Source organism: Allobosea sp. 117, from assembly GCF_000702305.1.
Taxonomy (GTDB): Bacteria; Pseudomonadota; Alphaproteobacteria; order Rhizobiales; family Xanthobacteraceae; genus Ancylobacter.
This window is the reverse complement of the sequence record NZ_JNLC01000015.1, coordinates 232210-253968: the sequence shown is the minus strand read 5'-3', so window position 1 is coordinate 253968 and position 21759 is coordinate 232210. Positions and strand designations below refer to the sequence as shown.

Sequence of the window (21759 nt, the reverse complement as noted above, 5' to 3'; positions counted from 1 at the left end):
CGGCCGCTCCCGGTCCGGATCATCCGATCTCTCAGGCGGGATCGTAGCCCCTCAGAAGAAGCCGAGCGCCTTGGGAGAATAACTGACCAGCAGGTTCTTGGTCTGCTGGTAGTGGTCGAGCATCATCTTGTGGTTCTCGCGCCCGATGCCCGAGTGCTTGTAGCCGCCGAAGGCCGCATGCGCGGGATAGGCGTGGTAGCAGTTGGTCCACACCCGGCCCGCCTCGATGGCGCGGCCGAACCGGTAGGCGCGATTGCCGTCGCGGGTCCACACGCCGGCACCGAGGCCGTAGAGCGTGTCGTTGGCGATCGACAGGGCTTCCTCATCGTCCTTGAAGGTCGTCACCGAGACGACCGGCCCGAAGATCTCCTCCTGGAAGATGCGCATCTTGTTGGTGCCCTTGAACACGGTCGGCTTGACGTAATAGCCGCCGGCCAGATCGCCCGGCAGGACATTGCGCTCGCCGCCGGTCAGAACCTGGGCCCCTTCCTGCTTGCCGATGTCGATGTAGGACAGGATCTTCTCGAGCTGGTCGTTCGAGGCCTGGGCGCCGATCATCGTCGCCGGGTCGAGCGGGTCGCCCTGCTTGATCGCCGCGACGCGCTTCAGCGCCTTCTCGATGAAGCGGTCGTAGATGCTCTCGTGGATCAGCGCGCGGCTCGGGCAGGTGCAGACCTCGCCCTGGTTCAGCGCGAACATGACGAAGCCCTCGATCGCCTTGTCGAGATAATCGTCGTCCTCGGCGGTGACGTCCTTGAAGAAGATGTTCGGGGACTTGCCGCCCAGTTCCAGCGTCACGGGGATGAGGTTCTGGCTGGCGTACTGCATGATCAGCCGGCCCGTCGTCGTCTCGCCGGTGAAGGCGATCTTGGCGATGCGGTTCGACGAGGCCAGCGGCTTGCCGGCCTCGAGCCCGAAGCCGTTGACGATGTTGAGCACGCCGGGCGGCAGGAGGTCGCCGATCAGCTCGGCGAGCACGAGGATCGAGGCCGGAGTCTGCTCGGCCGGCTTCAGCACCACGCAATTGCCCGCCGCCAGCGCCGGGGCCAGCTTCCACACCGCCATCAGCAGCGGGAAGTTCCACGGAATGATCTGGCCGACCACCCCGAGCGGCTCATGGAAATGGTAGGCGACCGTGTCGTGGTCGATCTCGGAGATGCCGCCTTCCTGCGCACGGATGGCGCCGGCGAAATAGCGGAAATGGTCGATGGCGAGCGGCAGGTCCGCCGCCGTCGTCTCGCGGATCGGCTTGCCGTTGTCCCAGGTCTCGGCCTTGGCGAGCAGGTCGAGATTGTCTTCCATCACCTGCGCGATGCGGTTGAGGATCAGCGCCCGCTCGGCTGCCGAGGTTCGGCCCCAGGCGCCCTTGGCCTTGTGGGCGGCGTCGAGCGCGGCGTCGATGTCGGCGGCGTCGGAGCGCGCCACTTCGCACAGGAGCTGGCCGTTGACCGGCGAGGTGTTTTCGAAATAGCGGCCGGCGACGGGCTCGACCCATTTGCCGCCGATGAAATTGCCGTAGCGCGTCTTGAAGGGCGCGGTCGATGAGCGGACGAATTCAGGCTTGTTCATGCTTTCCTCCTTGAGCCCTCGTCATTGCGAGTTGCCGGGAGGATCGACCGCGCGATGGCCGGTGTCAGCGCCGGGCGCACCTTTTGCGCCGACGACCTGTCGCAGGAGTGCGACAGGTGGCAGGGCAAAAATGCGGAGGCTCAGTGCAGGCGGGAAATGCCGAGCCGCGCGAGCTTACGGTGCAGGGTGGCGCGGCTGATGCCGAGGGTGCGGGCCGCGGCCGAGACGTTCCCCTGCGCGCGGGCCAGCGCCCGTTGAACCACCCCGCGCTCGCCGGCCGAGAGGTCCTCGATCCGGCCTTCGCTGCGCCCGAGCAGATCGTCGGTCGGGCAGCCGGAGGCGAGCCGCTGGTCGGTGAGGTCATAGGCGAGCCGCGCCGCGCGATTGGCGCCGATGACGAGGTCCTCGCGATCGACCGCTAGCAGAGCCGGGCCGCGCCCGGCGTCGGCGACGACGATGCGAGCATGGCTGAAGGCGGCGCGGAAATGGCTCGCCTCGATCCGCTGCGCGGCGTCCACGGTTGCCGCCGCGATGAGCTTCAGCATGGCCGGGGTCAGATCGGACCGGCAGGTCGAGACGTCGAGCGCGCCGGCAAGGCGGCCCTGAGCATCCCAGATCGGCGCCACCGAGCAGCTCAGCCCGATGTTGCGGGTCAGGAAATGCTGGTCGCGATGGATGGTCAGCGCCCGCTCCTCGGCGAGCGCGGTGCCCACCCCGTTGGTGCCGGTGCAGGCCTCGCTCCAGACCATGCCGGTCCACAGCCCGAGCCGGCGGAAATCCGCTTCGTCGCCGGCCATGCCGCGCCGCATCAGCGGTACTCCCTCGCGGTCGGTGAGCAGCACGCAACAGCCGGCTTCGCCCACCATCTGGAACAGGTGGTCGAGCGCGGTCTCGGACTGACGGACCAGCGGCTCTACCTTCTCGCGCGCGGCGGCAAGCTCGGCCTCGGTCAGGCGCAGCGGTAGCTGGGTCCGGTCGGGATCGAGCCCGTAATTGACCAGCGAGCGCGACCATGAGGCCACCACCGCGGAATGCGCGGCGCCGGCCTTGTCGCGCAAGGCGGAATAGACCTTGTCAGCGTGATGGGCATCGCCGGACCTTGGCATCGCCGACCCCTGCGTTTCGCTCCAGTTTTCGCATTCTGCCGGCCAGGGCCGGGACGACGACGCGATTAGCCGCTATGTGGTGCCGCGATGAGGGCCTCTGTCAACCGGCAATTCGGAGAGGGCCGGCCCGGCGGCCGCGCCGATTCGTTCCGGCGAACGCCGGGCCCGGCAAAAAGGGGCCGCTGTCTCAACGCGAGCCATTGTATGCGGCGCTGGCGCCGAGCAATTTGGGGGCATTCCCTCCCGAGGATTCGGTGACGCTGGTCGCGGGCGGATATCAGCTCGACGGAGACCACTATGCGCCTGCAGGACTTCACCTGGCTCAACCCGCCGGCCAGCCATGCCTTCGAGGGTGACGCCGTGCATGTCGAGACGGGCGACCGGACCGATTTCTGGCGCGAGACCTTCTACGGCTTCTGGCGCGACAGCGGTCATTTCCTGTTCACCGAGGCCAGCGGGGATTTCACGGCGGAGGTGACCGTCCAGGGGCAGTACGAGGCGCTCTACGATCAGGCCGGGCTGATGGTTCGGTTGAGCGAATCCCACTGGATCAAGGCGGGTATCGAATATACCGACGGAGAGGCGTATTTCTCGACCGTGGTGACCAACGATACGTCGGACTGGGCGCTGACTCCGGTTCCCACCTCGCCGGACGGCGTCCGCATCCGCGTGACGAAGCATCACGAGGCGATCCGCGTTCAATATCTCGACGTCACCAACGGGCGCTGGAAGCCGGCGCGGCTGGCCTATTTCCCGCCCACGGCGTCCGTCGCCATCGGCCTGATGTGCTGCTCGCCGGAGCGGCAGGGCTTCAAGGTGACGTTCCGCGATTTCAGGCTCGGTCCGCCCATCGCGCGGGAGTTGCACGACTGATGTAGGACGATCAGCCGAACCAGGTGTCGTTCAGCCGGTAGCCTTCCGGGAACGGGTCCTCGGGGTCGACGCCATAGTGCGAGACGCCGGTGAGCCAGGCGCGGCCGGCGACCTCGGGTATCACCGCCGGCACGTCACCCGCCCTGGCTTCCGAGACGACCCGGCTCTCGAAGACGGTGTCGAGGATCGACTCGTGATAGAGCGTCTCGCCGGTCGCGAGGTCGCCCCTCGCATGGAGCAGCGCGAGCCGCGCCGAGGTGCCGGTGCCGCACGGGCAGCGGTCGATGCGGCCCGGCGAGACCACCACGGCGTTCTTGGAACGGAGCTGTCCGTTCTCGCGCCGCAGCGGGCCGGCGAACAGCGTCTGGTTGATAGTGTGGATGCCGGGGTTTTCCGGGTGGACCGAGGGCAGTTGCACCGCTGCCGCCGCCTTGATGCGCTCGCCCAGCTCAACCAGCGTGCGCGCCTCACCGCGGGTGAGCGTCAGGCCGAGCGCCTGCGCATCGACGATCACATAGATCATGCCGCCATAGGAGACGTCGGCGCCGATGACGCCGAGGCCGGGCACGTCGACGGTCGCGTCGCGATGCATCACGAAGGCCGGCACGTTGCGGAAGGCGATGCGGTTGCAGCGTCCCCCGCGCGTGTCGGCGAGCACCTCGACGAGGCCGGCGGGGGTGTCGACCACCACGCGGGTGGTGTCGCCGGTCATCGGCACCATGCCGGTCTCCAACGCCACGGTGACGGTGCAGATCAGGTTGGAGCCGGACATCGGCACGTAATAGTCCGACTCCATTACGATCATACCGATCTGTGCCTCGGGCCGGATCGGTGGGGTGACGAGGTTGACGGCGGTGTTGACGCTGCCGCGCGGGTCGAACAGCAGCATGCGGCGCACGCCGTCGATGTCCTGCTCCATATTGACCATGCGTTCGAACATGGTGGCGCCGCGCGGCGGCAGCACGCCGCCGGTGATGACGCGCCCCACCTCGCCCTCGGCATGCGCGCCGACGACGGTGATAATGTTCTGAAGTCGCATGGTCGATCGGTTCCTTGAGCCATGACAGACCCGCGCAGCGGCCTGCGCGGGTCCGGGCGAGCCAGCCTCAGGCGGCGGACTTTTTCTGGCGGGCGGTGAGAGCGTCGACGGTGGCCTCCAGGATGGAGAGCACGCGGGTGCGCTCCTCGCCGATCAGCGGCAGGCGCGGCGCGCGCACCCATTCCGGCGCGCCATAGACAATGCTTTCGGCGAGCTTGATGTATTGCACCAGCTTCACGTCGGTATCGAGGTGGAAGGCCGGCGTCAGCACCCGGTACAGCGAGCGCGCCTCCTCGAAGCGGCCGGCCTTGCACAGGTTGAACAGCTCGACGCATTCGGCGGTCCAGGCATTGGTCATGCCCGACACCCAGCCGGTGACGCCGAGCGCCACGCTCTCCAGCAGCAGGTCGTCGACGCCGCAGAACACCGAGAAGCGGTCGCCGCACTCGTTATAGATGTCGGTGACACGGCGGATGTCGCCGGTCTCCTCCTTCACGCAGACGATGCTCGGCACGTCGGCGAGCGCGTTCAGGATCGCCGGGGTGACGTCGACGCCGTAAGCGATCGGGTTGTTGTAGATCATGATCGGCAGGCCACAGCTGGTGCCGAGCGTGCGGTACCATTGAACCGTCTCGCGCGGGTCGCTCTTATAGGCGATGGACGGGAAGGCCATCAGCCCTTCGGCGCCGAGCTGCTCGTAATGCCGCGCCGAGGCGACGGCGTCCGCCGTGCCGACATGGGCGAGGCCGGAGAGCAGCGGCACGCGGCCGGCCACCACTTCCTTCGCCGCCAGGATGACGGATTCGCGCTCGGCGGCCGTGAGCGAGGCGTTCTCGCCCAGCATCGGCAGCACGATCACCCCCGACACGCCATTGTCGATCAGGCGGTCGATGCTCGCCTGCGTGGCGGCGAGATCGACGCTCTCGTCCTTCTTCAGCTTGGTGGTTACCGCGGGGAATACTCCGGTCCAGCGCGTCATGGTCGTCGTTCCTTGAAAACTGATGCTATGTGGATTGCGGGTTGGGGGTCTTTGAGGCGCTAGACCGCCAGCCGCATGAAGGTGGATTTGACCTCTGTATATTCGTGCAGGCCGTCGAGCCCGTTCTCCCGGCCATAGCCGCTTTCCTTGAAGCCGCCGAAGGGCATCTGCGGCGCCGTCTCAAGGTAAGTGTTCACATAAACCGTGCCGCTGCGCAGCCGCCGCGAGACGCCGAGCGCCTTGTCGACATTGCTCGTCCACAGGCCATTGGCGAGGCCGTAATGGGTGTCGTTGGCGATGCTCACCGCCTCATCGACGGTGCGGAACGGAATGACGCTCAGCACCGGGCCGAAGATCTCCTGCCGGTAGATGGTCATGTCGGGGGTGACGCCGGCGAAGATGGTCGGCTCGACGAAGAAGCCCTTGTCGAGCCCGCCCGCAGTGGCGCGGGCGCCGCCGGCGACGCAGACCGCGCCTTCCTTCCTGCCGGTCTCGATGAAGCCGAGCACGCGCTCGAGATGGCCCTCATGGATCAGCGCGCCGATGTCGCTGGCCTCGTCCAGCGGCAGGCCGAGGCGGACGCTCTTCAGCCGCTCGACGAGGCGGGCCGTAAAGCTCTCGGCGATGCTCTCCTCGACCAGCAGCCGCGAGCCGGCGCAGCATTCCTCGCCCTGGTTGAGGATGAAGCCGGTGATGACGCCCTCGATCGCCTTGTCGAGATCGGCATCGGCGAAGACGATGTTGGCCGACTTGCCGCCGAGCTCCAGCGCGACGCGCTTGATGCCGTCGGCCGCGTTGCGGGCGATGCGCTTGCCGACCGCCGTCGAGCCGGTGAAAGACAGCATGTCGACGCCGGCATGGGTGGCGAGCGCCTCGCCGACGACCGGCCCGGTGCCGGTGACGATGTTGATGATGCCGTCCGGCACGCCCGCGGCGCTCGCCAGCTTCGCCGTCTCCAATGCGGTGCCGGAGGTCAGCTCGGACGGCTTGACCACCGCCGCGCAGCCCGCCGCCAGGGCGAAGGGTAGCTTCTGGAACAGCGTCACGATCGGGAAGTTCCACGGTACGATCATGCCGATGACGCCGCGCGGCTCGCGCGTCACCAGCCCGAGCTTTTCCGGGCCGAGATGGGTGAAAGCCTGGCCGGAGAGCTGCCAGGCCAGCGCCGCCGCATAGCGCAGCAGCTCGATGCTCCAGTTCACCTCGCCGCGCGCCTGCAGGATCGGCTTGCCGACCTCCTCGGCCTCGATCACCGCCAGCCGCTCGACGTCTTTCGCCAGCAGGTCGGCCCAGGCGTTGAGCACGCCGGCGCGCTCGGAGGCCGGCATATTCGACCACACGCCGCTCTCGAAGGCGGCGCGGGCGGTGGCGACGGCACGGTCGACATCCGCCGCCGTGCCGGCCGCATAGCGCGCCAGCAGCCGGCCATCCGCGGGGCCGTTGCGGTCGATGAGATCGCCCGCGGCCTCGGTCTGGCTGCCGTCGATCCAGTGGTAATAAGTGCGAACCATGTTGCAATTCCCGGCTTCAACTGTTGCAGATCACGGGGAGCCGTCGCCTCGGGTCAGGCTGCCGGCACCACCTCGTCGCCGGTGACGAGGCGCAGGTGGCCGGGGCGGGCGGCCACCTCCACGACGTCGCCGGCCTTGTGTGAGGTGCGCTCGACATTGGCGACGAAGGAGAGCTCGCCGACGGTGAGATAGACGTTGGTGTTGGCGCCGAGCGGCTCGACGAAGGCGACCTGCGCGTTCACGACGCCCGGCATGCCGGTGGCGCCGAGCACCAGGTGCTCGGGCCGGATGCCGACATGGAACTCGGCTCCGCCGAGCGCCGCGGCACTCGCCCGGTCGTCGTCGCTCAGCCCGTCGGCGAAGGGCTGGATCGTGGCGGTGACGCGGCCGTTCACATTGGCGCCGCGGAACAGGTTCATCGGCGGGGCGCCCATGAAGCCGGCGACGAACTTGGTCTTCGGCCGGTCATAGACCTCGAGCGGCGAGCCGATCTGCACCATGCGCCCGTTCGACATCACGGCGATGCGGTCGGCCATCGCCATCGCCTCGATCTGGTCGTGCGTCACATAGATGGTGGTGATGCCGAGCCGGGAGACGAGCTGCTTGATCTCCGCCCGCATAGTGGCGCGCAGCTTGGCGTCGAGGTTCGACAGCGGTTCGTCCATCAGGAAGACATGCGGGTTGCGCACCAGCGCGCGGGCCAGCGAGACGCGCTGACGCTGGCCGCCGGAGAGCTGCATCGGGCGCCGCGCGAGGAACTCGGCGATGCCGAGGCGCTCGGCGATGTCGCGCACCTTGGCCTTGCGCTCACCCTCGGCGACCTTGCGCACCTTCAGGGGGAACTCGATGTTCTGCTCCACCGTCATGTGCGGATAGAGGCCGTAATCCTGGAACGCCATGGCGATGTCGCGGTTGCGCGGCTCGGCATAGGTGACGTCGCGGCCCTTGATGCGGATGGAGCCGGCGCTCGGCATCTCCAGCCCGGCGACCATGCGCAGGGTGGTGGTCTTGCCGCAGCCGGACGAGCCGAGCATGACGAAGAACTCGCCGTCCCTGATGTCGACGGAGACGCCGTCGACCACGGTGAGGGCCCCGAAGCGCTTGCTGACGCGGTTGATCTCGACGCTCATGGTTCTCTCCGTTCAGCCTTTGACGGCGCCGAGCGTCAGCCCGCGCACCAGATAGCGCTGCATGAGAAGGACGAGGACGACGACCGGCAGCGACATGATCACGCCGGCGGCGGAGGACAGGCCCCAGGAGATGGCCTTGGGCTGGATCGCGCTCGCCGCGATGACCGGCAGGGTGCGGGCGTCGCGCGAGGTCAGGATGCTGGCGAGCAGATACTCGTTCCAGGCGAACATGAAGACGATGACCATGGTCGCCGCGAGGCCCGGCAGCAGCAGCGGCAGGGTGATGCGCCAGAAGCATTCATAGCGGCTGCAGCCGTCGATCAGAGCGGCCTCCTCGATCGACTGCGGCACCTCCTGGATGAAGACGCGCATCACCCAGACCACGAAGGGCAGGCCGTTCAGCACATAGACCGCGATCAGCAGCCAGGGCGTGTCGAACAGGCCGAGCTGGCGGGCGATGATGAAGAGCGGGATCACGCTGACGATCGGCGGCAGCATGCGCACCGACAGGATCTCGAACGCCATCACGTTCTTGCCGCCGATGTCGAAGCGCGCCAGCGCATAGGCCGCCATGGTGCCGAAGATCATGGCGAGGCAGGTGGCGATGCCGACGATGAACAGGCTGTTCTGGAACGCCTGCCAGGCGCCCAGCTCGTTGAACAGCTTGTGGAAGTTCTGCAGCGTCGGCTCGAAGCTCCAGCGCGGCGGATAGGCGGCGACGTCGACGTCCGACTTCAGCGCCGAGGCCACCATCCAGTACACCGGAAAGGCGAAGAAGGCGGTTGCCAGCAGGGCGGCCAGATAGGCGGCAGCGGCCTTGAGGAGGCGGGCCGGATGCCGCGGCTGGCGGTTCTCGGCGAAGGAGAAATCGGTGGCGGCCATGGTGTCCTCCCTCACCGGTCTTCCTTGAGAGCGACGAGCTTCATGAAGCCGGTGAGCTTCACGAAGATCAGCACCGTCACCAGGATCACGATCAGCGTCATCCACGACAGCGCCGCGCCGTAGCCGAGATCGAAGAAGCGGAAATTGACGCGCTGGAGATAGACGCTGACCACGTCGGTCGCGAAGTTCGGGCCGCCGCGCGTCATCAGATGGATGGTGTCGAAGGTGCGCATCGCGTCGATGAGGCGCAGCAGGGTCGCGATGACGATGACCGGCTTCAGCATCGGCAGCGTCACCGAGAAGAAGGTGCGCATCGGCCCGGCGCCGTCGATCGCCGCCGCCTCGAAGGGGCTGGTCGGCAGCGCCTTCACGCCGGCGAAGATGATGATGAACATGAAGGGCGTCCACTGCCAGACGTCGACCAGGATCATCGAGGCCAGCGCGGTCTCGTAGGAGCCGGTCCACAGCAGCGGCGGCAGCGAGACCGCCTGCAGCAGATAGTTCAGCACGCCGAGGTCGGGCATCATCATGGTGCGCCAGACGATGCCGACCGCGATCGGGGTGATCAGCATCGGGATGAGGATGATGGTGCGCAGGAGCACGAAGCCGGGGCGCTGCTGCGAGAACAGCATCGACATCGCGATGGCGAGCACCAGCGAGATGCCGACGCTGGCGAGGGTGAACAGCGCGGTCAGCCCGAGCGCGTGGAGAAACTGCCCGTCGACGATGCCCGCCGCATAATTGTCGATCCCGACGAAGCCCTGGTAGCGGGTCGCCTGCGTCGGCTTGTAGGCGGTGGTCGAGATATAGAGCGAATAGACGAGCGGGTAGAAGCCGACGAGCGTCAGGATGATCGTCGTCGGCGCGAGCAGAACCCACGGCACATATTTCTCGCCGGCGCGGCGGGCCCGGTCCGCCTCGGCGGCCCGCAGGTCCAGCGGCGGGGATGAGAGGGTCGTGTCGGACACGTTGCCGTCCTTCTCCATTGCGTCTTGCTCCGAGGCGACCGGCACGGCGGCACGCACGTCGAGCTGGGCGCGCCGCCAACCTGCCGCCGACCGGCCGGGTCGGGAGCGCCTTCCCGGGAAGCCTGCGCCGCCGGTTCAGGCGGCGCAGGGCATGCTTCGGCCCGCGGGCTACTTGATCGCGGCGGCGGTGCGCGCCTCGGCGTCCTTCATGGCGGCGGCCGGCGTCTTGCTGCCGGTGATGCCGGCCTGCAGCTCCTCGAAGATGATGCGCTGAACCTCGTTGGCATTGGCGATGCGGTAGAGCGGCAGCGGGATGCTGGCGGTCTTGCGCGGCCCGAAATCCTTGAACACCTGCGCCATCGGAATGGTCTTGGTAATGTCCGGATTGGCGATGTCGGCCTTGAGGCAGATCGAGGACTCGCCGGCCTCGCGGAACAGCTCATAGGCCTTGCCGGTCGCCATCCACTGCAGGAAGCGATAGGCGTCGGGCAACTGGCGCGAGTGGGAGTTGATGAAGATCGACCAGCCGCCGATCATCTGCTGCTGCTCCTTCACCACCGGGGCGACGGTGTAGCCGAACTTGCCCTTGTGCGGGCCGTCCTCGATGCCGACGATGACGTCGGACCAGGTCACCATCATCGCCGCGCCGCCCTGCTGCATGGCGGAGGAGCCCTCGGGATAGTCGAAACCCTGCGAGCCCTTCGGGGTATAGGGCAGCAGCTCCTTGATCAGCTCGATCGCCGCCACGCCCTTGCCGTCCTTGTTGAAGATCGGCTTGTTGTCGGCGTCGAGAATGCCGTCCTCGGTGCTGGAGAGCTTCTCCATGCTCTGCATGCGGGCGCCCCATTCGCCGGACATCAGCGCGTCCTGGCCGCCGAGCAGCAGCACGGTGCCGGCGACGCCGTCCTTGTGCAGCTTCTTGGCGGCGGCGAGATATTCGGTCCAGGTGGTCGGCACCTTGTCGATGCCGGCCTTCTCGAACAGGTCCTTGCGATAGACGAAGACCGGGGTCGTCATCGCCACCGGCAGGCCGTAGCGCTTGCCGTCGAGCTGGGTATAGGTGAGCGAGCCCTCGGCGAGCGCGCTGACATCCATCGCCGGCAGGTCCGGATTGGCCGCCTTGATGTCGTCCAGCGCCTTGGCCCAGCCGCTGACAATCGGCTGGCGCATCCAGATGCTGTCCGAGGTGACCAGGTCGAACGTGTCCGAGCCCTGGCTCAGCTCGATCACCATCTTCTCGTAGTGCGTCTCGTAAGGGTTGGATTCGCCGACGATTTTAGCCGGCTTATAGGCGGCGGCGACCTGGTTGGTCAGCGCGTTCGACCACGCGACGTTGCTGTTGAGCACGTTGAGCGTGGGCACGTCGGCGGCCGAAGCCTTCGAGGCGTTGAAGCCGGCGGACATGGCCGCCATGGCAGCGGAGGCCTGCAGGAAAAGGCGGCGCGACACGGGAGAAGCGAAGGGACCGGATGCCATTGGTGTTCTCCGTTCGACGATGCCCGGCGTGCGACGCCTTATGGGTTCTGCCGGCCCGTCTGGCTCTGGAAGATGTAAACGTTTACTACTATGCGGCCAAAAAATGGAGTGTCAAGCATACCCATCCGCTGCGCTGCACCATAACGGGCGGTGCCCAGACACTGGGCATATTTATGAAGTATATGAAATAACAGGAATTATGATCACGATTGCGGCTTGTGGCCGGTGTCGGCGGCTTGGAAATGCGCGCCCGAAAAGGGAATGAAAACATTTACATGTAAAGTGGACGCGTGTTACGCCTTCTAGGCGTTGTCGCCACCCAGCCGAGACGAGGCAATGAGATGATCAGACTGGCCCGACTTCCCGAGAAGAGCCGCTACGACTATGTGGTCGTGGGGTCGGGCTCGGCCGGCAGCGTGGTCGCGGCACGTCTCGCGGAAGACGCCTCGTCCCGGGTGCTGCTGCTCGAGGCGGGTCCGTCGGACGAGCACATCTACATCAAGATGCCGGCGGCCCTCGGCTTCCCGCTGATGAACGACCGCTTCAACTGGTTCTACAATTCCGAGCCGGAGCCCTATCTCAAGAACCGGATCGTGCATGAATCGCGCGGCCGCGTGCTCGGCGGCTCGTCCTCCATCAACGGCATGAACTGGGTGCGCGGCAATCCGGCCGACTATGACGGCTGGGAGGCGCGCGGGCTGCCGGGATGGAGCTATGCGCATGTGCTGCCCTATTTCAGGAAGGCCGAGACCTTCGCGTCCGGCGGCGACACGTACCGCGGCGCCACCGGCCCGATGCGTATCGAGCGCTGCGAGGCGAAGAACCCGCTCTACCGCGCCTTCCTGGAGGCCGGCGTGCAGGCCGGGCACGAATATGTCGAGGACCACAACGCCTATCGCCAGGAAGGCGTGCACATCACGCAGCGCAATGTCGGCCGCGGCCTGCGCTGGAACACCTCGCGCGCCTATCTGCACGAGGGGCCGGTGCGCCCCAACCTGACGGTCGCCGCCGGCGTCCTCGTCACCCGCATCGGCTTCGACGGCCGCACCGCGACGCATGTCCATGCGCGGCAGGACGGGCGTGACATCGCCATCGAGGTCGCGGGCGAGGTGATCCTGGCGGCCGGCGCGCTGAACTCGCCGCAGCTCCTGCTGCTCTCCGGCGTCGGACCGGCCGCCGAGCTCTCCACGCTGGGCATTCCGGTCGTCGCCGACATCCCGGGCGTGGGGGCCGGGCTGAAGGACCACGTCGCGGCGCCGGTCCAGTACATCGCCACCAAGGACGTCTCGGCGGCCAAGGCGCTGAAGCTTTTCGGCCGCGCCAAGCTCGGGCTGCAGTGGCTGCTCTTCAAGAAGGGCCTCGGGGCGACCAATTTCTTCGAGGTCGGCGGCTTCATCCGCACCGACCCGTCCTATGCGATCCCGAACATCCAGTACGAGTTCGTGCCCATGCTCGGCGAGCTGCAGCATGGCAGCGTCGATCTGAAGAACGGCTTCCAGTACTTCCTGAGCCTGATGCGCCCGACCAGCTCGGGACGGGTATGGATCGACAGCGCCGATCCCGCCCGGGCCCCGAAATTCGTGTTCAACTTCCTCAAGACCGAGGAGGATCGGCAGCAGATGGTGGCGGCGGTGAAGGAAACCCGGCGCATCATCGCCCAGCAGGCCTGGGACGAGTTCCGCGGCGAGGAGGTCACGCCGGGTCCGCAGGTCCGGACGGACGAGCAGATCCTCGACTTCCTGCTAGAGACGGCCGGGACCAACTACCACCCGTGCTGCAGCGCGCGGATGGGCACCGACGACATGTCGGTCGTCGACGTCCATGGCAAGGTGCACGGCATCGAAAACCTGCGCGTGGTCGACGCCTCGATCATGCCCGACATCGTCAGCGGCAACCTCAACGCGCCGGTGATCATGATGGCGGAGAAGCTCGCGGACGACATTCGCGGCCGCGCGCTGCCGCCCGAAGCGGCGCCTTTCCATCGCCCGTCCGCTCAGGCCGCCTGATCGGCGGGCGTCGATGGTGGAAGCCGGCCGCCGCGATATGATAAGCGGCGGCCCGTTACCGATTCTCGCGCGAATGATTGACGTCCCCGAATGCCTGCCAGCGACACCGATACTTCCGATCTGATCTCGGCCCGGCTGCGGCGGCCGACGGTGCACGATGTCGCCCGCAAGTCGGAGGTCTCGATCGCGACGGTCTCGCGCGCCTTCAACGCTCCCCACCGGGTGCGCGAAGACGTGCGGCGCCGCGTTCTGGAGGCGGCGGAGGAGCTCGGCTATTCGGCCAATCCCGCGGCGAAGGCGCTGCGCTCGCAGCGCACGCGGGTGATCGGGACCATCGTGCCGACGCTCGACAACACGGTGTTCGCCCGCATGGCCAATGCGGTGCAGACGGCATCCAGCAGCGCCGGCTATCTCGGCTTCCTGCAGACCACCCAGTTCGACAATTCCGACCTGTTCCACCATGTGAAGCTGATGGTCGACCGCGGCGCCGAGGGGCTGCTGATCACCGGCCGGCTCGACGACGAGCAGGTGCTCGACTTCATCACCGAGAAGAACATCCCGACCATCACCATGTACTCCTATCTGGAGGACAGCCCGATTCCCTCGATCGGGTTCGACAATTACAAGGCGACCGCGCGCCTGCTTCAATATGTGCTCAGCCTCGGGCATAGCCGCGTCGCCATGATCTCGGGAACCAGCCGCTGGAACGACCGTCAGGCGACCCGCCTGCTGGCGTTCCGCGACACCATGACGGCCGCCGGCCACGTGCCGCGCGTCTACGAGCTGGACCGGCCCTATTCGAACGCCGATGGCGGGCAGATGATCGCCCGCATCCTCGACGAGGCTGCCGACACCACGGCGGTGCTGTGCACCAGCGACGTGCTGGCGCTCGGCGTGCTGTCGGAATGCCGCCGGCGCGGCATCTCCGTCCCGGACGACCTCTCGGTGACCGGGTTCGACGATTTCGATCAGGCGCCGCTGCTCGATCCGCCGCTGACAACCATCAGCACGCCGATCGGCGAGATCGGCACGCGCGCGGTGCAGGCGCTGATCGCCGGCCTCGAGCACGGCCGGAAGATGCTGCCGCTTCGCCTGGAGACCAGCCTGATCGTGCGCGGCTCCACCAGCCCGCCGGCGAACGGAAAGCGCCTGCGGGCCGGCAGCTAGAGCGTTTTCAAGCGAAGTGGAAACCGGTTCGCGTGAAGAAAACGCGATAAAATAGGAATCGTAGCGTCGCGCGGGCCTCTTGGGCCTGCGTGAACGGATCGGCGCCTTTGCCGGCGCCTGCGCGCATTATATTGTTCCCCTCCGCCGAAACCTTTCGTCATGGTCAGGCAAACGGTGTGAATCATCTGTCCGGACGGGCGCGATGCGGCGCTGCCCGACCGGCAAGGGGGGTGGCAATGAAATCGATCCACGCGTCCATGCTGGCCGCGATCCTTCTGCTCGGTTCCCTCGCCGCCGGCCCGGCGGCGGCGCAGAACTCGACGCTGACGCAGAAGCTCAACGCCTATATCGGCTGCATCAACCGCCTGTCCGAGCGGTCCTACGATTCGCGCGAGCGCTATTTCAGTTGGGTCGGCAAGAAGGGGCCGACCGGCAAGGAGCGGATCATCTACGGCACCTACACGATCTACGACACTTCGGACTGCAAGAAGAACGTCGAGGAGGCCAATGCGCTGGAGCCGCACGACGCCGAGCTCGAAGCGGCCGCCTCCGCCTATGTCGCGGCGGTGGTGGCGCTGGAGCCGCTGCTGAAGGAGGCGGACGACTATTACGAGCAGGAGAACTACAAGGACGACAAGATGGCCAAGGGCAAGGCGCTGCATCCGCGCCTCGTGGCCGCCTGGGACGCTTTTGCGAGCGCCGACGGCAAGCTGCGCGCCGGCATCGACGTGCTGCAGGAGAAGCGGGCCGCCGAGAACCTCGCGGAGATCGAGAAGACCGAGGGCAAGAAGGAGCGCTACCATATCGAGGCGCTGATGATGAGCGCCAAGAAGGTGCTGCGCGCGGAGCAGGCCTCGCCGCCCGATCTACCGAAGATCACCGAGGCGCTCGGCGAGTACGAAGCCATCACCCGGGCGACGGACGAATACGCAACCGCCAACAAGGACAGCCGGATCGGCTCGGGCTTCGTCGACGACGCCAAGGCGTTCCTGGTCACCGCCAAGCAGCTTATGCGCCGCCTGCGCGACAAGGTCCCCTACAGCTCCGGCGACAAGATGATGCTCTCCTCCGGCGGCGGATGGATGATCGAGGGCTCGCCTCCGCGACTGACGCGCGACTACAACGAGCTGGTCGACAGCTACAATCGCGGTGGGCGGTTCTGACGGGGGTGGGCCGGACGCCCGCTCAATAGATCGGGAAGCGCCGGCACAGCGCGCGCACCTCGTCATGCACGCGCGCCAGCAGTCCGGCGTCGTCCGGCGCCTTCAGCACCTCGACGATCCAGCGCCCGATCGCCTCGAACTCGGCGGCGCCGAAGCCGCGCGCGGTGCCGGCGTTGGAGGAGAGCCGGAGCCCCGACGGCGCCTCCGGCGGGCGCGGATCGAAGGGGATGAGGTTCTTGTTGACCGCGAGCCCCGCTTTCTCCAGTGCCTTGGCGGCGATATCGCCGGTGATGCCGAGCGAGGTAAGGTCGGCGAGCATCAGCCCGCAATCGGTGCCGCCGGAGACGAGGCGCACGCCGGCCGCCTTCAGCGTGCGCGCCAGCGCCTGCGCATTCGCCAGCACCGCCTCGTTATAGGCGCGGAACTCGGGCTTGAGCGCCTCGCCGAGGCAGGCCGCCTTGCCGGCGACGGCATGCATCATCACCGAGCCCTGCACGCCGGGGAAGATGCCGTAATTGATCCGGTCGCTCAGCGCCTCGTCGTTCCACAGCACCAGCCCGCCGCGCGCGCCGCGCAGCGACTTGTAGGTGGTCGTCGTCACCACATGGGCGTGCGGGAAGGGATGCGGGTAGAGCCCGGTCGCCACCAGCCCGGCGAAATGCGCCATGTCGACCATGAACAGCGCGCCCACCTCGTCGGCCACCGCGCGCAGCCCGGCGAAGTCGAGCGCCGGCGGATAGGCCGAGCCGCCGGCGACGATCAGCCTCGGCCGGTGGGTGTGGGCGAGGGCGCGCACATCGGCGATCTCGATGCGCTCGCTGGTCCGGTTCACACCGTAGCGGACGATGTGGTAGTCGCGCCCGGTCAGCGTCGCCGGATGGCCGTGGCTGATGTGGCCGCCGGCCGCGGTGTCCATGGAGAGGATGGTGTCGCCGAGGCCGAGCAGGCCGAGGAACACGCCGGCATTGGCGTTCGAGCCGGAGTGCGGCTGCACATTGGCGAAGCGGCAGCCGAACAGGCGCGTCGCCCGCTCCACCGCCAGCGCCTCGATCACGTCGGCGAAGGCGGCGCCGCCGTAATACCGGGCATAGGGAAGTCCCTCGACGGTCTTGTTGGTGAGCACCGAGCCCTGCGCCTCCAGCACGAGCCGGGAGACGATGTTCTCCGAGGCGATCAGCTCGATGCCGTCGCGCTGCCGGGCGAGCTCGCCCGTGATCGCCGCCGCGAGCTCGGGATCGGCCGCAAGGCCCTCCGTGAAATAGCCGGTGTGGAGGGTCGAGGCGGCAGGGAGCGTCATGGGCGAACTCGGCATGAGGGAAACAGCATAGCCGCGACGATATCGATCACGGGCGCCATGAGAAACCGGACGAAATGTCTAGGCCCGGCGCTGCCCCTCGTCATCCTGAGGTGCTCGCGTAGCGAGCCTCGAAGGCCGCAGACGGCCGATGCAGCCGTCCTTTGACCTGTGGCGCCCGCCTGCGTGCTTCGAGGCCGCCCTGACGGGCGGCATCTCAGCATGACGGAGGCTTGTCCCGGCTATCCACGTCTTGCTCCCCGCCAGGATCAGCGTGGATGCCCGGATCAAGTCCGGGCATGACGGCGCGTGGAAGCGGGGGTGCGCGCGGGCGGATGGAGCGCTCGGGAAGATCAGGAAGTGCCCTCGGAGGGACGATAGGCCTTCCCCTCATCATGGCCGGCCGGCGCGCCGCCATGCTCCCTCGCGGCGGCTCAGTGCGGGACCGGAGTGGCGAGTGCCAGAGTGCGCGGGGGGAGGGCGGAGACGATGCAGGGCTGATCGCTGAACTTCCAGCTCGCCACGTTTTGATCCATGCCGCAGACGGCGAGGCGCGGGCCGGTGGGCGAGGCGAGGCAGACGCGCTGGCCGTGGTGATAATCGCGTCCCTGGGCCCGGCAGGTGCAGTCCGCCGCGGCCGCGGCGCAGGCGATCAGCAGGAAGGCGAGGGTCAGTCCGGCGATCTCGCTGCCGCGCGTCGCGGAGCGCCTGGGGGAGCGGAGGGCACGCGCCCTCGGGAGGGAAAGCCACGCCATGCTCCAACATAGCACGCCGACAGCCGGATACCGACAGTGTTTTTGCGCGTCTCGGCGGGACAGCACGGTGTGCATGGCGTCGCCGGGCCGGTTCATGGATGGGGTCGGAAAGGGCTGCCGGATGCCCCGGCCGCGACCTCGCCTCAGCCGTTCCAGCCGAAGGCGACCTTCTCCAGCGTGCGGCCGCCGAAGGTCTCGGAGGAGCGGGCGACGGCCTGGCCGCCGAGCGCGCGGTAGAAGCCGAGCGCCGGCTCGTTGTCGGCCAGCGCCCACACCGCGAGCCCCTCGAAGCCGGCATTGACCAGCTCCTTGCGGGCGTCGGTGAACAGCCGGCGGCCGAAGCCGAGGCCCTGATATTCCGGCCGCAGATAGATCTCGTAGATCTCGCCCTCGAAAGGCAGGCTGCGGGCGCGGTTGCGGCCGAAATTGGCGTAGCCGGCCACCGCGTCGCCGAGGGTGAGAACCAGGACGCGCGAACCGCGCCCGAGCGCGGATTGCCACCAGGCCGGACCGCGGCGGTTGATCATCTTCTCCAGATCGGCGCCCGGGATCAGTCCCCGGTAAGCCGCCCGCCAGGCGGCATCGTGGATCTCGGCGATTTCCGCCGCATCGTCCGGGCGAGCCCGGCGGGTCTCGATCAGGAGCGTGCTCATCGCACGAATGGGAGCAAAACCGCTCGCCTTGATCAAGAGCCTAGTTGCGCGATTGCGCCGCGATCCACGCCGACGTGACCGTTTCGCCACGCATGGCGGCGCGACCACCGGCCGCGCCCCGCCCGGGATTTACCTGACGGCTCAGGGTGAAGCACCGATCCGTGCACAGGCGGACCCGTGCACGGGAAAGGAGGGCGGCGGTCAGACGCCCTCGGCTTCCTTGCGGCGCTCTTCGCGCTTGCGGTCGTTGGGGTCGAGCAGGCGCTTGCGCAGGCGAATCGACTTCGGCGTGACCTCGACCAGCTCGTCGTCCTGGATCCAGGCGAGCGCGCGCTCCAGCGTCATGCGGATCGGCGGGGTGAGGCGCACCGCCTCGTCCTTCGAGGTGGTGCGGATGTTGGTGAGCTTCTTGCCCTTCAGCACGTTCACTTCGAGGTCGTTGTCGCGGGTGTGGATGCCGACCAGCATGCCCTGATAGACCTTCCAGCCCGGCTCGATCATCATCGGGCCGCGATCCTCGAGGTTCCACAGCGCGTAGGCGACCGCCTCGCCGGCCTCGTTGGCGATCAGCACGCCATTGGTGCGCCCGGCGATCTCGCCCTTGTAGGGGGCGTATTCGTGGAACAGCCGGTTCATGATGGCGGTGCCGCGGGTGTCGGTCAGGAGCTCCGACTGGTAGCCGATCAGGCCGCGGGTCGGGGCGTAGAAGACGAGGCGGACGCGGTTGCCGCCGGAGGGGCGCATCTCGACCATCTCGGCGCGGCGCTCGCTCATCTTCTGGACGACGGTGCCGGAATATTCCTCGTCGACGTCGATCAGCACTTCCTCGATCGGCTCGAGTATGTCGCCGGTCGCCTCATCCTTGGTGAAGACGACGCGCGGGCGCGACACCGCGATCTCGAAGCCCTCGCGGCGCATGGTCTCGATCAGCACAGCGAGCTGCAATTCGCCACGGCCGGAGACGTAGAACGAATCCTTCTCCGCCGATTCCTCGATCTTCAGCGCGACATTGCCCTCGGCCTCGCGCAGCAGGCGGTCGCGGATGACGCGGCTCGTCACCTTGTCGCCCTCGGTGCCGGCGAGCGGGCTGTCGTTCACGATGAAGGTCATGGTGACGGTCGGCGGGTCGATCGGCTGTGCTTTCAGCGGGGTCTCGACGGCGGGGTCGCAGAAGGTCTCGGCGACCGTGCCCTTCTGCAGGCCGGCGATGGCGACGATGTCGCCGGCGACACCCTCCTCGATCGGCTGGCGCTCGATGCCGCGGAAGGCGAGGATCTTGGAGACGCGGCCCTGCTCGACCAGCGAGCCGTCCTGTGCCAGCACCTTGATGGTCTGGTTCGGCCTCACCGAGCCGGAGGTGATGCGGCCGGTGATCATGCGCCCGAGGAAGGGGTTGGCCTCGAGCAGGGTGCCGATCATCTTGAACGGCGCCTCCTCGACGGTCGGTTCCGGCACGTGCTTCAGCACCAGGTCGAACAGCGGCGCCATGCCCTCGTCCTGCGGGCCTTCCGGGGAGGCGGCCATCCAGCCGTTGCGGCCGGACCCGTAGAGGATCGGGAAGTCGAGCTGCTCGTCATTGGCGTCGAGCGCCGCGAACAGGTCGAACACCTCGTTGATGACCTCCTGGGCGCGGGCGTCCTGGCGGTCGACCTTGTTGATGGCGACGATCGGCTTCAGCCCGACTTTCAGCGCCTTGCCGACCACGAACTTGGTCTGCGGCATCGGGCCTTCGGCGGCGTCGACCAGCACGATGGCGCCGTCCACCATGTTGAGGATGCGCTCCACCTCGCCGCCGAAATCCGCATGGCCCGGCGTGTCGACGATGTTGATGCGGGTGTCCTTCCAGACGACCGAGGTCGCCTTGGCGAGGATGGTGATGCCGCGCTCCTTCTCGAGATCGTTCGAGTCCATCACTCGCTCGGCGACGCGCTGGTTCTCGCGGTAGGAACCGGACTGCTTGAGCAGCTCGTCGACCAGCGTGGTCTTGCCGTGGTCGACGTGGGCGATGATGGCGATGTTGCGCAGCTTCATATGAAACACCAAAAAGCGGGCCCGAACGCAATTCGGACCCGCGCCAGAATTTTGCGGCGCAATATACTCAGAATGCCCGCCAAGGCAACGGCGACGGTCTTCCGTCGCCCTCGCTGGGCGCGGGCTCAGGAATGCCGGGTCGCCCAGAGCCGCTGGATCTGCGGATATTTGAGCACCTCGCCATCCGCCGTGCGCAGCCAGGCTACCTCCCGGCCGGCCGGCGCCTGCGTCATGGCGAAGGCGACCGCATCGTCGAGGCTGTCGAACTCGAAGCTGTCGGGCCAGGGATCGGGCGCGTTCACGCTGTGCGAGGGCGGCCAGTATTGCAGCCGCACCGAAGCCTGCTCCTGCGCCTGATCGTGGGAAGCCTGTTCCCCCTTCATGGAAACCTCCTCCATTGCGATGATGCCGTACGGTTTCACCCGACCGGCCCAGCCGGTCGAAGGAAACCAACGGCGGGTCGCCGGCAATGTTCCCTAAAGTGGAGTGGATTGTTCCGGCGGAGCGGGCAAAATCGCGCGATGTCGTGAACCGCAGAGGCGGCAGGGACGTTGTTACCGGCGGATGCACGCAAGGGAGCCGAAGATGAGCGGAAACGAGAAGACCGGGTGGCCACATCACGGGCCGTCGGACGACAAGACCAAGGCCCCTGGGGGCACGGCGCCGGCCGGGCCATCGAAGACGCCGAAGTCGGAAAAGCCGGAATATACCGAGCAGGAGATCGACGAGGCGCTCGACGAGAGCTTCCCGGCGAGCGACCCACCATCCTTCACCCCGGTGACGGGGGTCAAGGAGGGGAGCGAGGACTGATGCGCTTTGCCGATGTTCCGCGGCGAGAGATGACCGGCGCGCCGATCAGCGGCGTCGGGCGCGCCGAGGACCAGCACCAGGCCTGTGGCGCCGGAGCGGCCGTGTTCAGACGTGCGCGGCCTCAACGACCGCCCGGCCGGCGCGGGTGACCCGCACTTCCGCGTCGACCAGCCGGCCGCGGGGGACGCGCTCGATCAGGCCTTCGCTGATCGCGTCCTCCCAGATGGTGAGCCTCGGACAACTGGTGCGCCAGGCTTCCTGCGTCTCCGCATAGGAGCGGGGCTGTTCGCCGATCCATTCCAGCAACTGCACGATGAGGGCTTCGTTCGCCATCGTAGCCTCCAGCT

General features: G+C 67.4%; 20 protein-coding genes. 5 read left to right on the top strand and 15 right to left on the bottom strand.

What is annotated here, in order from left to right:
- Positions 1-51 precede the first annotated feature (51 nt).
- Both adh and U742_RS0116150 read right to left on the bottom strand, forming a co-directional pair.
- Positions 52-1569, bottom strand: coding sequence for an aldehyde dehydrogenase (adh, locus tag U742_RS0116155; RefSeq protein ID WP_029354849.1), 1518 nt, complete (start codon positions 1567-1569; stop codon positions 52-54).
- A 140-nt stretch (positions 1570-1709) separates the two neighbouring features.
- Positions 1710-2675 (bottom strand): GAF domain-containing protein, encoded by a 966-nt coding sequence (locus U742_RS0116150; RefSeq protein ID WP_029354848.1) that lies wholly within the window; start codon positions 2673-2675, stop codon positions 1710-1712.
- A 297-nt stretch (positions 2676-2972) separates the two neighbouring features.
- Here U742_RS0116150 and U742_RS0116145 point away from each other — a divergent pair, with 297 nt between their 5' ends.
- Entirely contained in the window at positions 2973-3548 is a 576-nt protein-coding gene (locus U742_RS0116145) for a DUF1349 domain-containing protein (protein ID WP_029354847.1), read from the top strand.
- Between the two features lie 10 nt (positions 3549-3558).
- On the opposite strand, the gene U742_RS0116140 is transcribed toward U742_RS0116145, so the two are convergent.
- The 7 genes from U742_RS0116140 to U742_RS0116110 form a co-directional block, all read right to left on the bottom strand.
- Entirely contained in the window at positions 3559-4587 is a 1029-nt protein-coding gene (locus tag U742_RS0116140; protein ID WP_029354846.1) for a proline racemase family protein, read from the bottom strand.
- A gap of 67 nt (positions 4588-4654) precedes the next feature.
- The gene (locus U742_RS0116135; protein WP_029354845.1) at positions 4655-5566 is read right to left on the bottom strand and encodes a dihydrodipicolinate synthase family protein; all 912 of its coding nucleotides are present in this window, start codon (positions 5564-5566) and stop codon (positions 4655-4657) included.
- A 59-nt stretch (positions 5567-5625) separates the two neighbouring features.
- The gene (locus tag U742_RS0116130; protein ID WP_029354844.1) at positions 5626-7077 is read right to left on the bottom strand and encodes an aldehyde dehydrogenase family protein; all 1452 of its coding nucleotides are present in this window, start codon (positions 7075-7077) and stop codon (positions 5626-5628) included.
- 53 nt (positions 7078-7130) lie between these two features.
- The gene (locus U742_RS0116125; RefSeq protein ID WP_029354841.1) at positions 7131-8207 is read right to left on the bottom strand and encodes an ABC transporter ATP-binding protein; all 1077 of its coding nucleotides are present in this window, start codon (positions 8205-8207) and stop codon (positions 7131-7133) included.
- A gap of 12 nt (positions 8208-8219) precedes the next feature.
- Positions 8220-9089: a carbohydrate ABC transporter permease gene (locus U742_RS0116120; protein WP_051661242.1), complete on the bottom strand. Its 870-nt coding sequence runs from the start codon at positions 9087-9089 to the stop codon at positions 8220-8222.
- An 11-nt stretch (positions 9090-9100) separates the two neighbouring features.
- Positions 9101-10057, bottom strand: coding sequence for a carbohydrate ABC transporter permease (locus U742_RS0116115; protein ID WP_197028275.1), 957 nt, complete (start codon positions 10055-10057; stop codon positions 9101-9103).
- 168 nt (positions 10058-10225) lie between these two features.
- Entirely contained in the window at positions 10226-11533 is a 1308-nt protein-coding gene (locus U742_RS0116110) for an ABC transporter substrate-binding protein (protein ID WP_038361809.1), read from the bottom strand.
- A gap of 341 nt (positions 11534-11874) precedes the next feature.
- Between U742_RS0116110 and U742_RS0116105 the strand changes: the two genes are divergently transcribed.
- The 3 genes from U742_RS0116105 (at position 11875) to U742_RS0116095 (ending at position 15869) form a co-directional block, all read left to right on the top strand.
- The gene (locus U742_RS0116105) at positions 11875-13539 is read left to right on the top strand and encodes a choline dehydrogenase (RefSeq protein WP_029354833.1); all 1665 of its coding nucleotides are present in this window, start codon (positions 11875-11877) and stop codon (positions 13537-13539) included.
- Between the two features lie 90 nt (positions 13540-13629).
- On the top strand, positions 13630-14706 hold the full coding sequence (locus tag U742_RS0116100; RefSeq protein WP_051661241.1) for a LacI family DNA-binding transcriptional regulator: 1077 nt from the start codon (positions 13630-13632) through the stop codon (positions 14704-14706).
- Between the two features lie 236 nt (positions 14707-14942).
- Complete coding sequence (locus U742_RS0116095; protein WP_029354829.1) at positions 14943-15869, top strand: YiiG family protein; 927 nt, start codon at positions 14943-14945, stop codon at positions 15867-15869.
- A gap of 22 nt (positions 15870-15891) precedes the next feature.
- Here U742_RS0116095 and glyA read toward each other — a convergent pair whose 3' ends face one another.
- From glyA to U742_RS0116070, 5 genes are all read right to left on the bottom strand, one after another.
- Positions 15892-17166, bottom strand: a complete 1275-nt coding sequence (glyA, locus tag U742_RS0116090; protein ID WP_029354828.1) for a serine hydroxymethyltransferase — start codon at positions 17164-17166, stop codon at positions 15892-15894.
- A gap of 431 nt (positions 17167-17597) precedes the next feature.
- On the bottom strand, positions 17598-17918 hold the full coding sequence (locus U742_RS0116085) for a hypothetical protein (protein WP_029354827.1): 321 nt from the start codon (positions 17916-17918) through the stop codon (positions 17598-17600).
- A gap of 143 nt (positions 17919-18061) precedes the next feature.
- A complete protein-coding gene (locus tag U742_RS0116080) occupies positions 18062-18571 on the bottom strand; it encodes a GNAT family N-acetyltransferase (RefSeq protein WP_029354826.1) in 510 nt (169 codons plus the stop codon).
- Between the two features lie 201 nt (positions 18572-18772).
- Positions 18773-20602, bottom strand: a complete 1830-nt coding sequence (gene typA / locus U742_RS0116075) for a translational GTPase TypA (RefSeq protein WP_029354823.1) — start codon at positions 20600-20602, stop codon at positions 18773-18775.
- Positions 20603-20727: 125 nt separating this feature from the next.
- Positions 20728-20985 carry a hypothetical protein gene (locus U742_RS0116070; protein ID WP_051661269.1) on the bottom strand — a complete coding sequence of 86 codons (258 nt, stop codon included), beginning with the start codon at positions 20983-20985 and terminating at the stop codon, positions 20728-20730.
- A 202-nt stretch (positions 20986-21187) separates the two neighbouring features.
- Here U742_RS0116070 and U742_RS22165 point away from each other — a divergent pair, with 202 nt between their 5' ends.
- Positions 21188-21412, top strand: a complete 225-nt coding sequence (locus U742_RS22165; RefSeq protein WP_156034245.1) for a hypothetical protein — start codon at positions 21188-21190, stop codon at positions 21410-21412.
- Between the two features lie 105 nt (positions 21413-21517).
- Here U742_RS22165 and U742_RS0116060 read toward each other — a convergent pair whose 3' ends face one another.
- Entirely contained in the window at positions 21518-21745 is a 228-nt protein-coding gene (locus U742_RS0116060; RefSeq protein WP_029354818.1) for a hypothetical protein, read from the bottom strand.
- Positions 21746-21759 lie beyond the last annotated feature (14 nt).

Excerpts from the sequence above, each read along its gene's own strand:
- typA (WP_029354823.1), bottom strand. The coding sequence starts at position 20,602 with ATGAAGCTGCGCAACATCGCCATCATCGCCCACGTCGACCACGGCAAG.
- U742_RS0116060 (WP_029354818.1), bottom strand. The coding sequence starts at position 21,745 with ATGGCGAACGAAGCCCTCATCGTGCAGTTGCTGGAATGGATCGGCGAA.
- U742_RS0116130 (WP_029354844.1), bottom strand. The coding sequence starts at position 7,077 with ATGGTTCGCACTTATTACCACTGGATCGACGGCAGCCAGACCGAGGCC.
- U742_RS0116110 (WP_038361809.1), bottom strand. The coding sequence starts at position 11,533 with ATGGCATCCGGTCCCTTCGCTTCTCCCGTGTCGCGCCGCCTTTTCCTG.
- adh (WP_029354849.1), bottom strand. The coding sequence starts at position 1,569 with ATGAACAAGCCTGAATTCGTCCGCTCATCGACCGCGCCCTTCAAGACG.
- U742_RS22165 (WP_156034245.1), top strand. The coding sequence starts at position 21,188 with ATGAGCGGAAACGAGAAGACCGGGTGGCCACATCACGGGCCGTCGGAC.
- U742_RS0116085 (WP_029354827.1), bottom strand. The coding sequence starts at position 17,918 with ATGGCGTGGCTTTCCCTCCCGAGGGCGCGTGCCCTCCGCTCCCCCAGG.
- U742_RS0116105 (WP_029354833.1), top strand. The coding sequence starts at position 11,875 with ATGATCAGACTGGCCCGACTTCCCGAGAAGAGCCGCTACGACTATGTG.
- U742_RS0116125 (WP_029354841.1), bottom strand. The coding sequence starts at position 8,207 with ATGAGCGTCGAGATCAACCGCGTCAGCAAGCGCTTCGGGGCCCTCACC.
- U742_RS0116150 (WP_029354848.1), bottom strand. The coding sequence starts at position 2,675 with ATGCCAAGGTCCGGCGATGCCCATCACGCTGACAAGGTCTATTCCGCC.
- U742_RS0116120 (WP_051661242.1), bottom strand. The coding sequence starts at position 9,089 with ATGGCCGCCACCGATTTCTCCTTCGCCGAGAACCGCCAGCCGCGGCAT.
- U742_RS0116100 (WP_051661241.1), top strand. The coding sequence starts at position 13,630 with ATGCCTGCCAGCGACACCGATACTTCCGATCTGATCTCGGCCCGGCTG.
- glyA (WP_029354828.1), bottom strand. The coding sequence starts at position 17,166 with ATGACGCTCCCTGCCGCCTCGACCCTCCACACCGGCTATTTCACGGAG.
- U742_RS0116070 (WP_051661269.1), bottom strand. The coding sequence starts at position 20,985 with ATGAAGGGGGAACAGGCTTCCCACGATCAGGCGCAGGAGCAGGCTTCG.
- U742_RS0116080 (WP_029354826.1), bottom strand. The coding sequence starts at position 18,571 with ATGAGCACGCTCCTGATCGAGACCCGCCGGGCTCGCCCGGACGATGCG.
- U742_RS0116145 (WP_029354847.1), top strand. The coding sequence starts at position 2,973 with ATGCGCCTGCAGGACTTCACCTGGCTCAACCCGCCGGCCAGCCATGCC.
- U742_RS0116140 (WP_029354846.1), bottom strand. The coding sequence starts at position 4,587 with ATGCGACTTCAGAACATTATCACCGTCGTCGGCGCGCATGCCGAGGGC.
- U742_RS0116095 (WP_029354829.1), top strand. The coding sequence starts at position 14,943 with ATGAAATCGATCCACGCGTCCATGCTGGCCGCGATCCTTCTGCTCGGT.
- U742_RS0116135 (WP_029354845.1), bottom strand. The coding sequence starts at position 5,566 with ATGACGCGCTGGACCGGAGTATTCCCCGCGGTAACCACCAAGCTGAAG.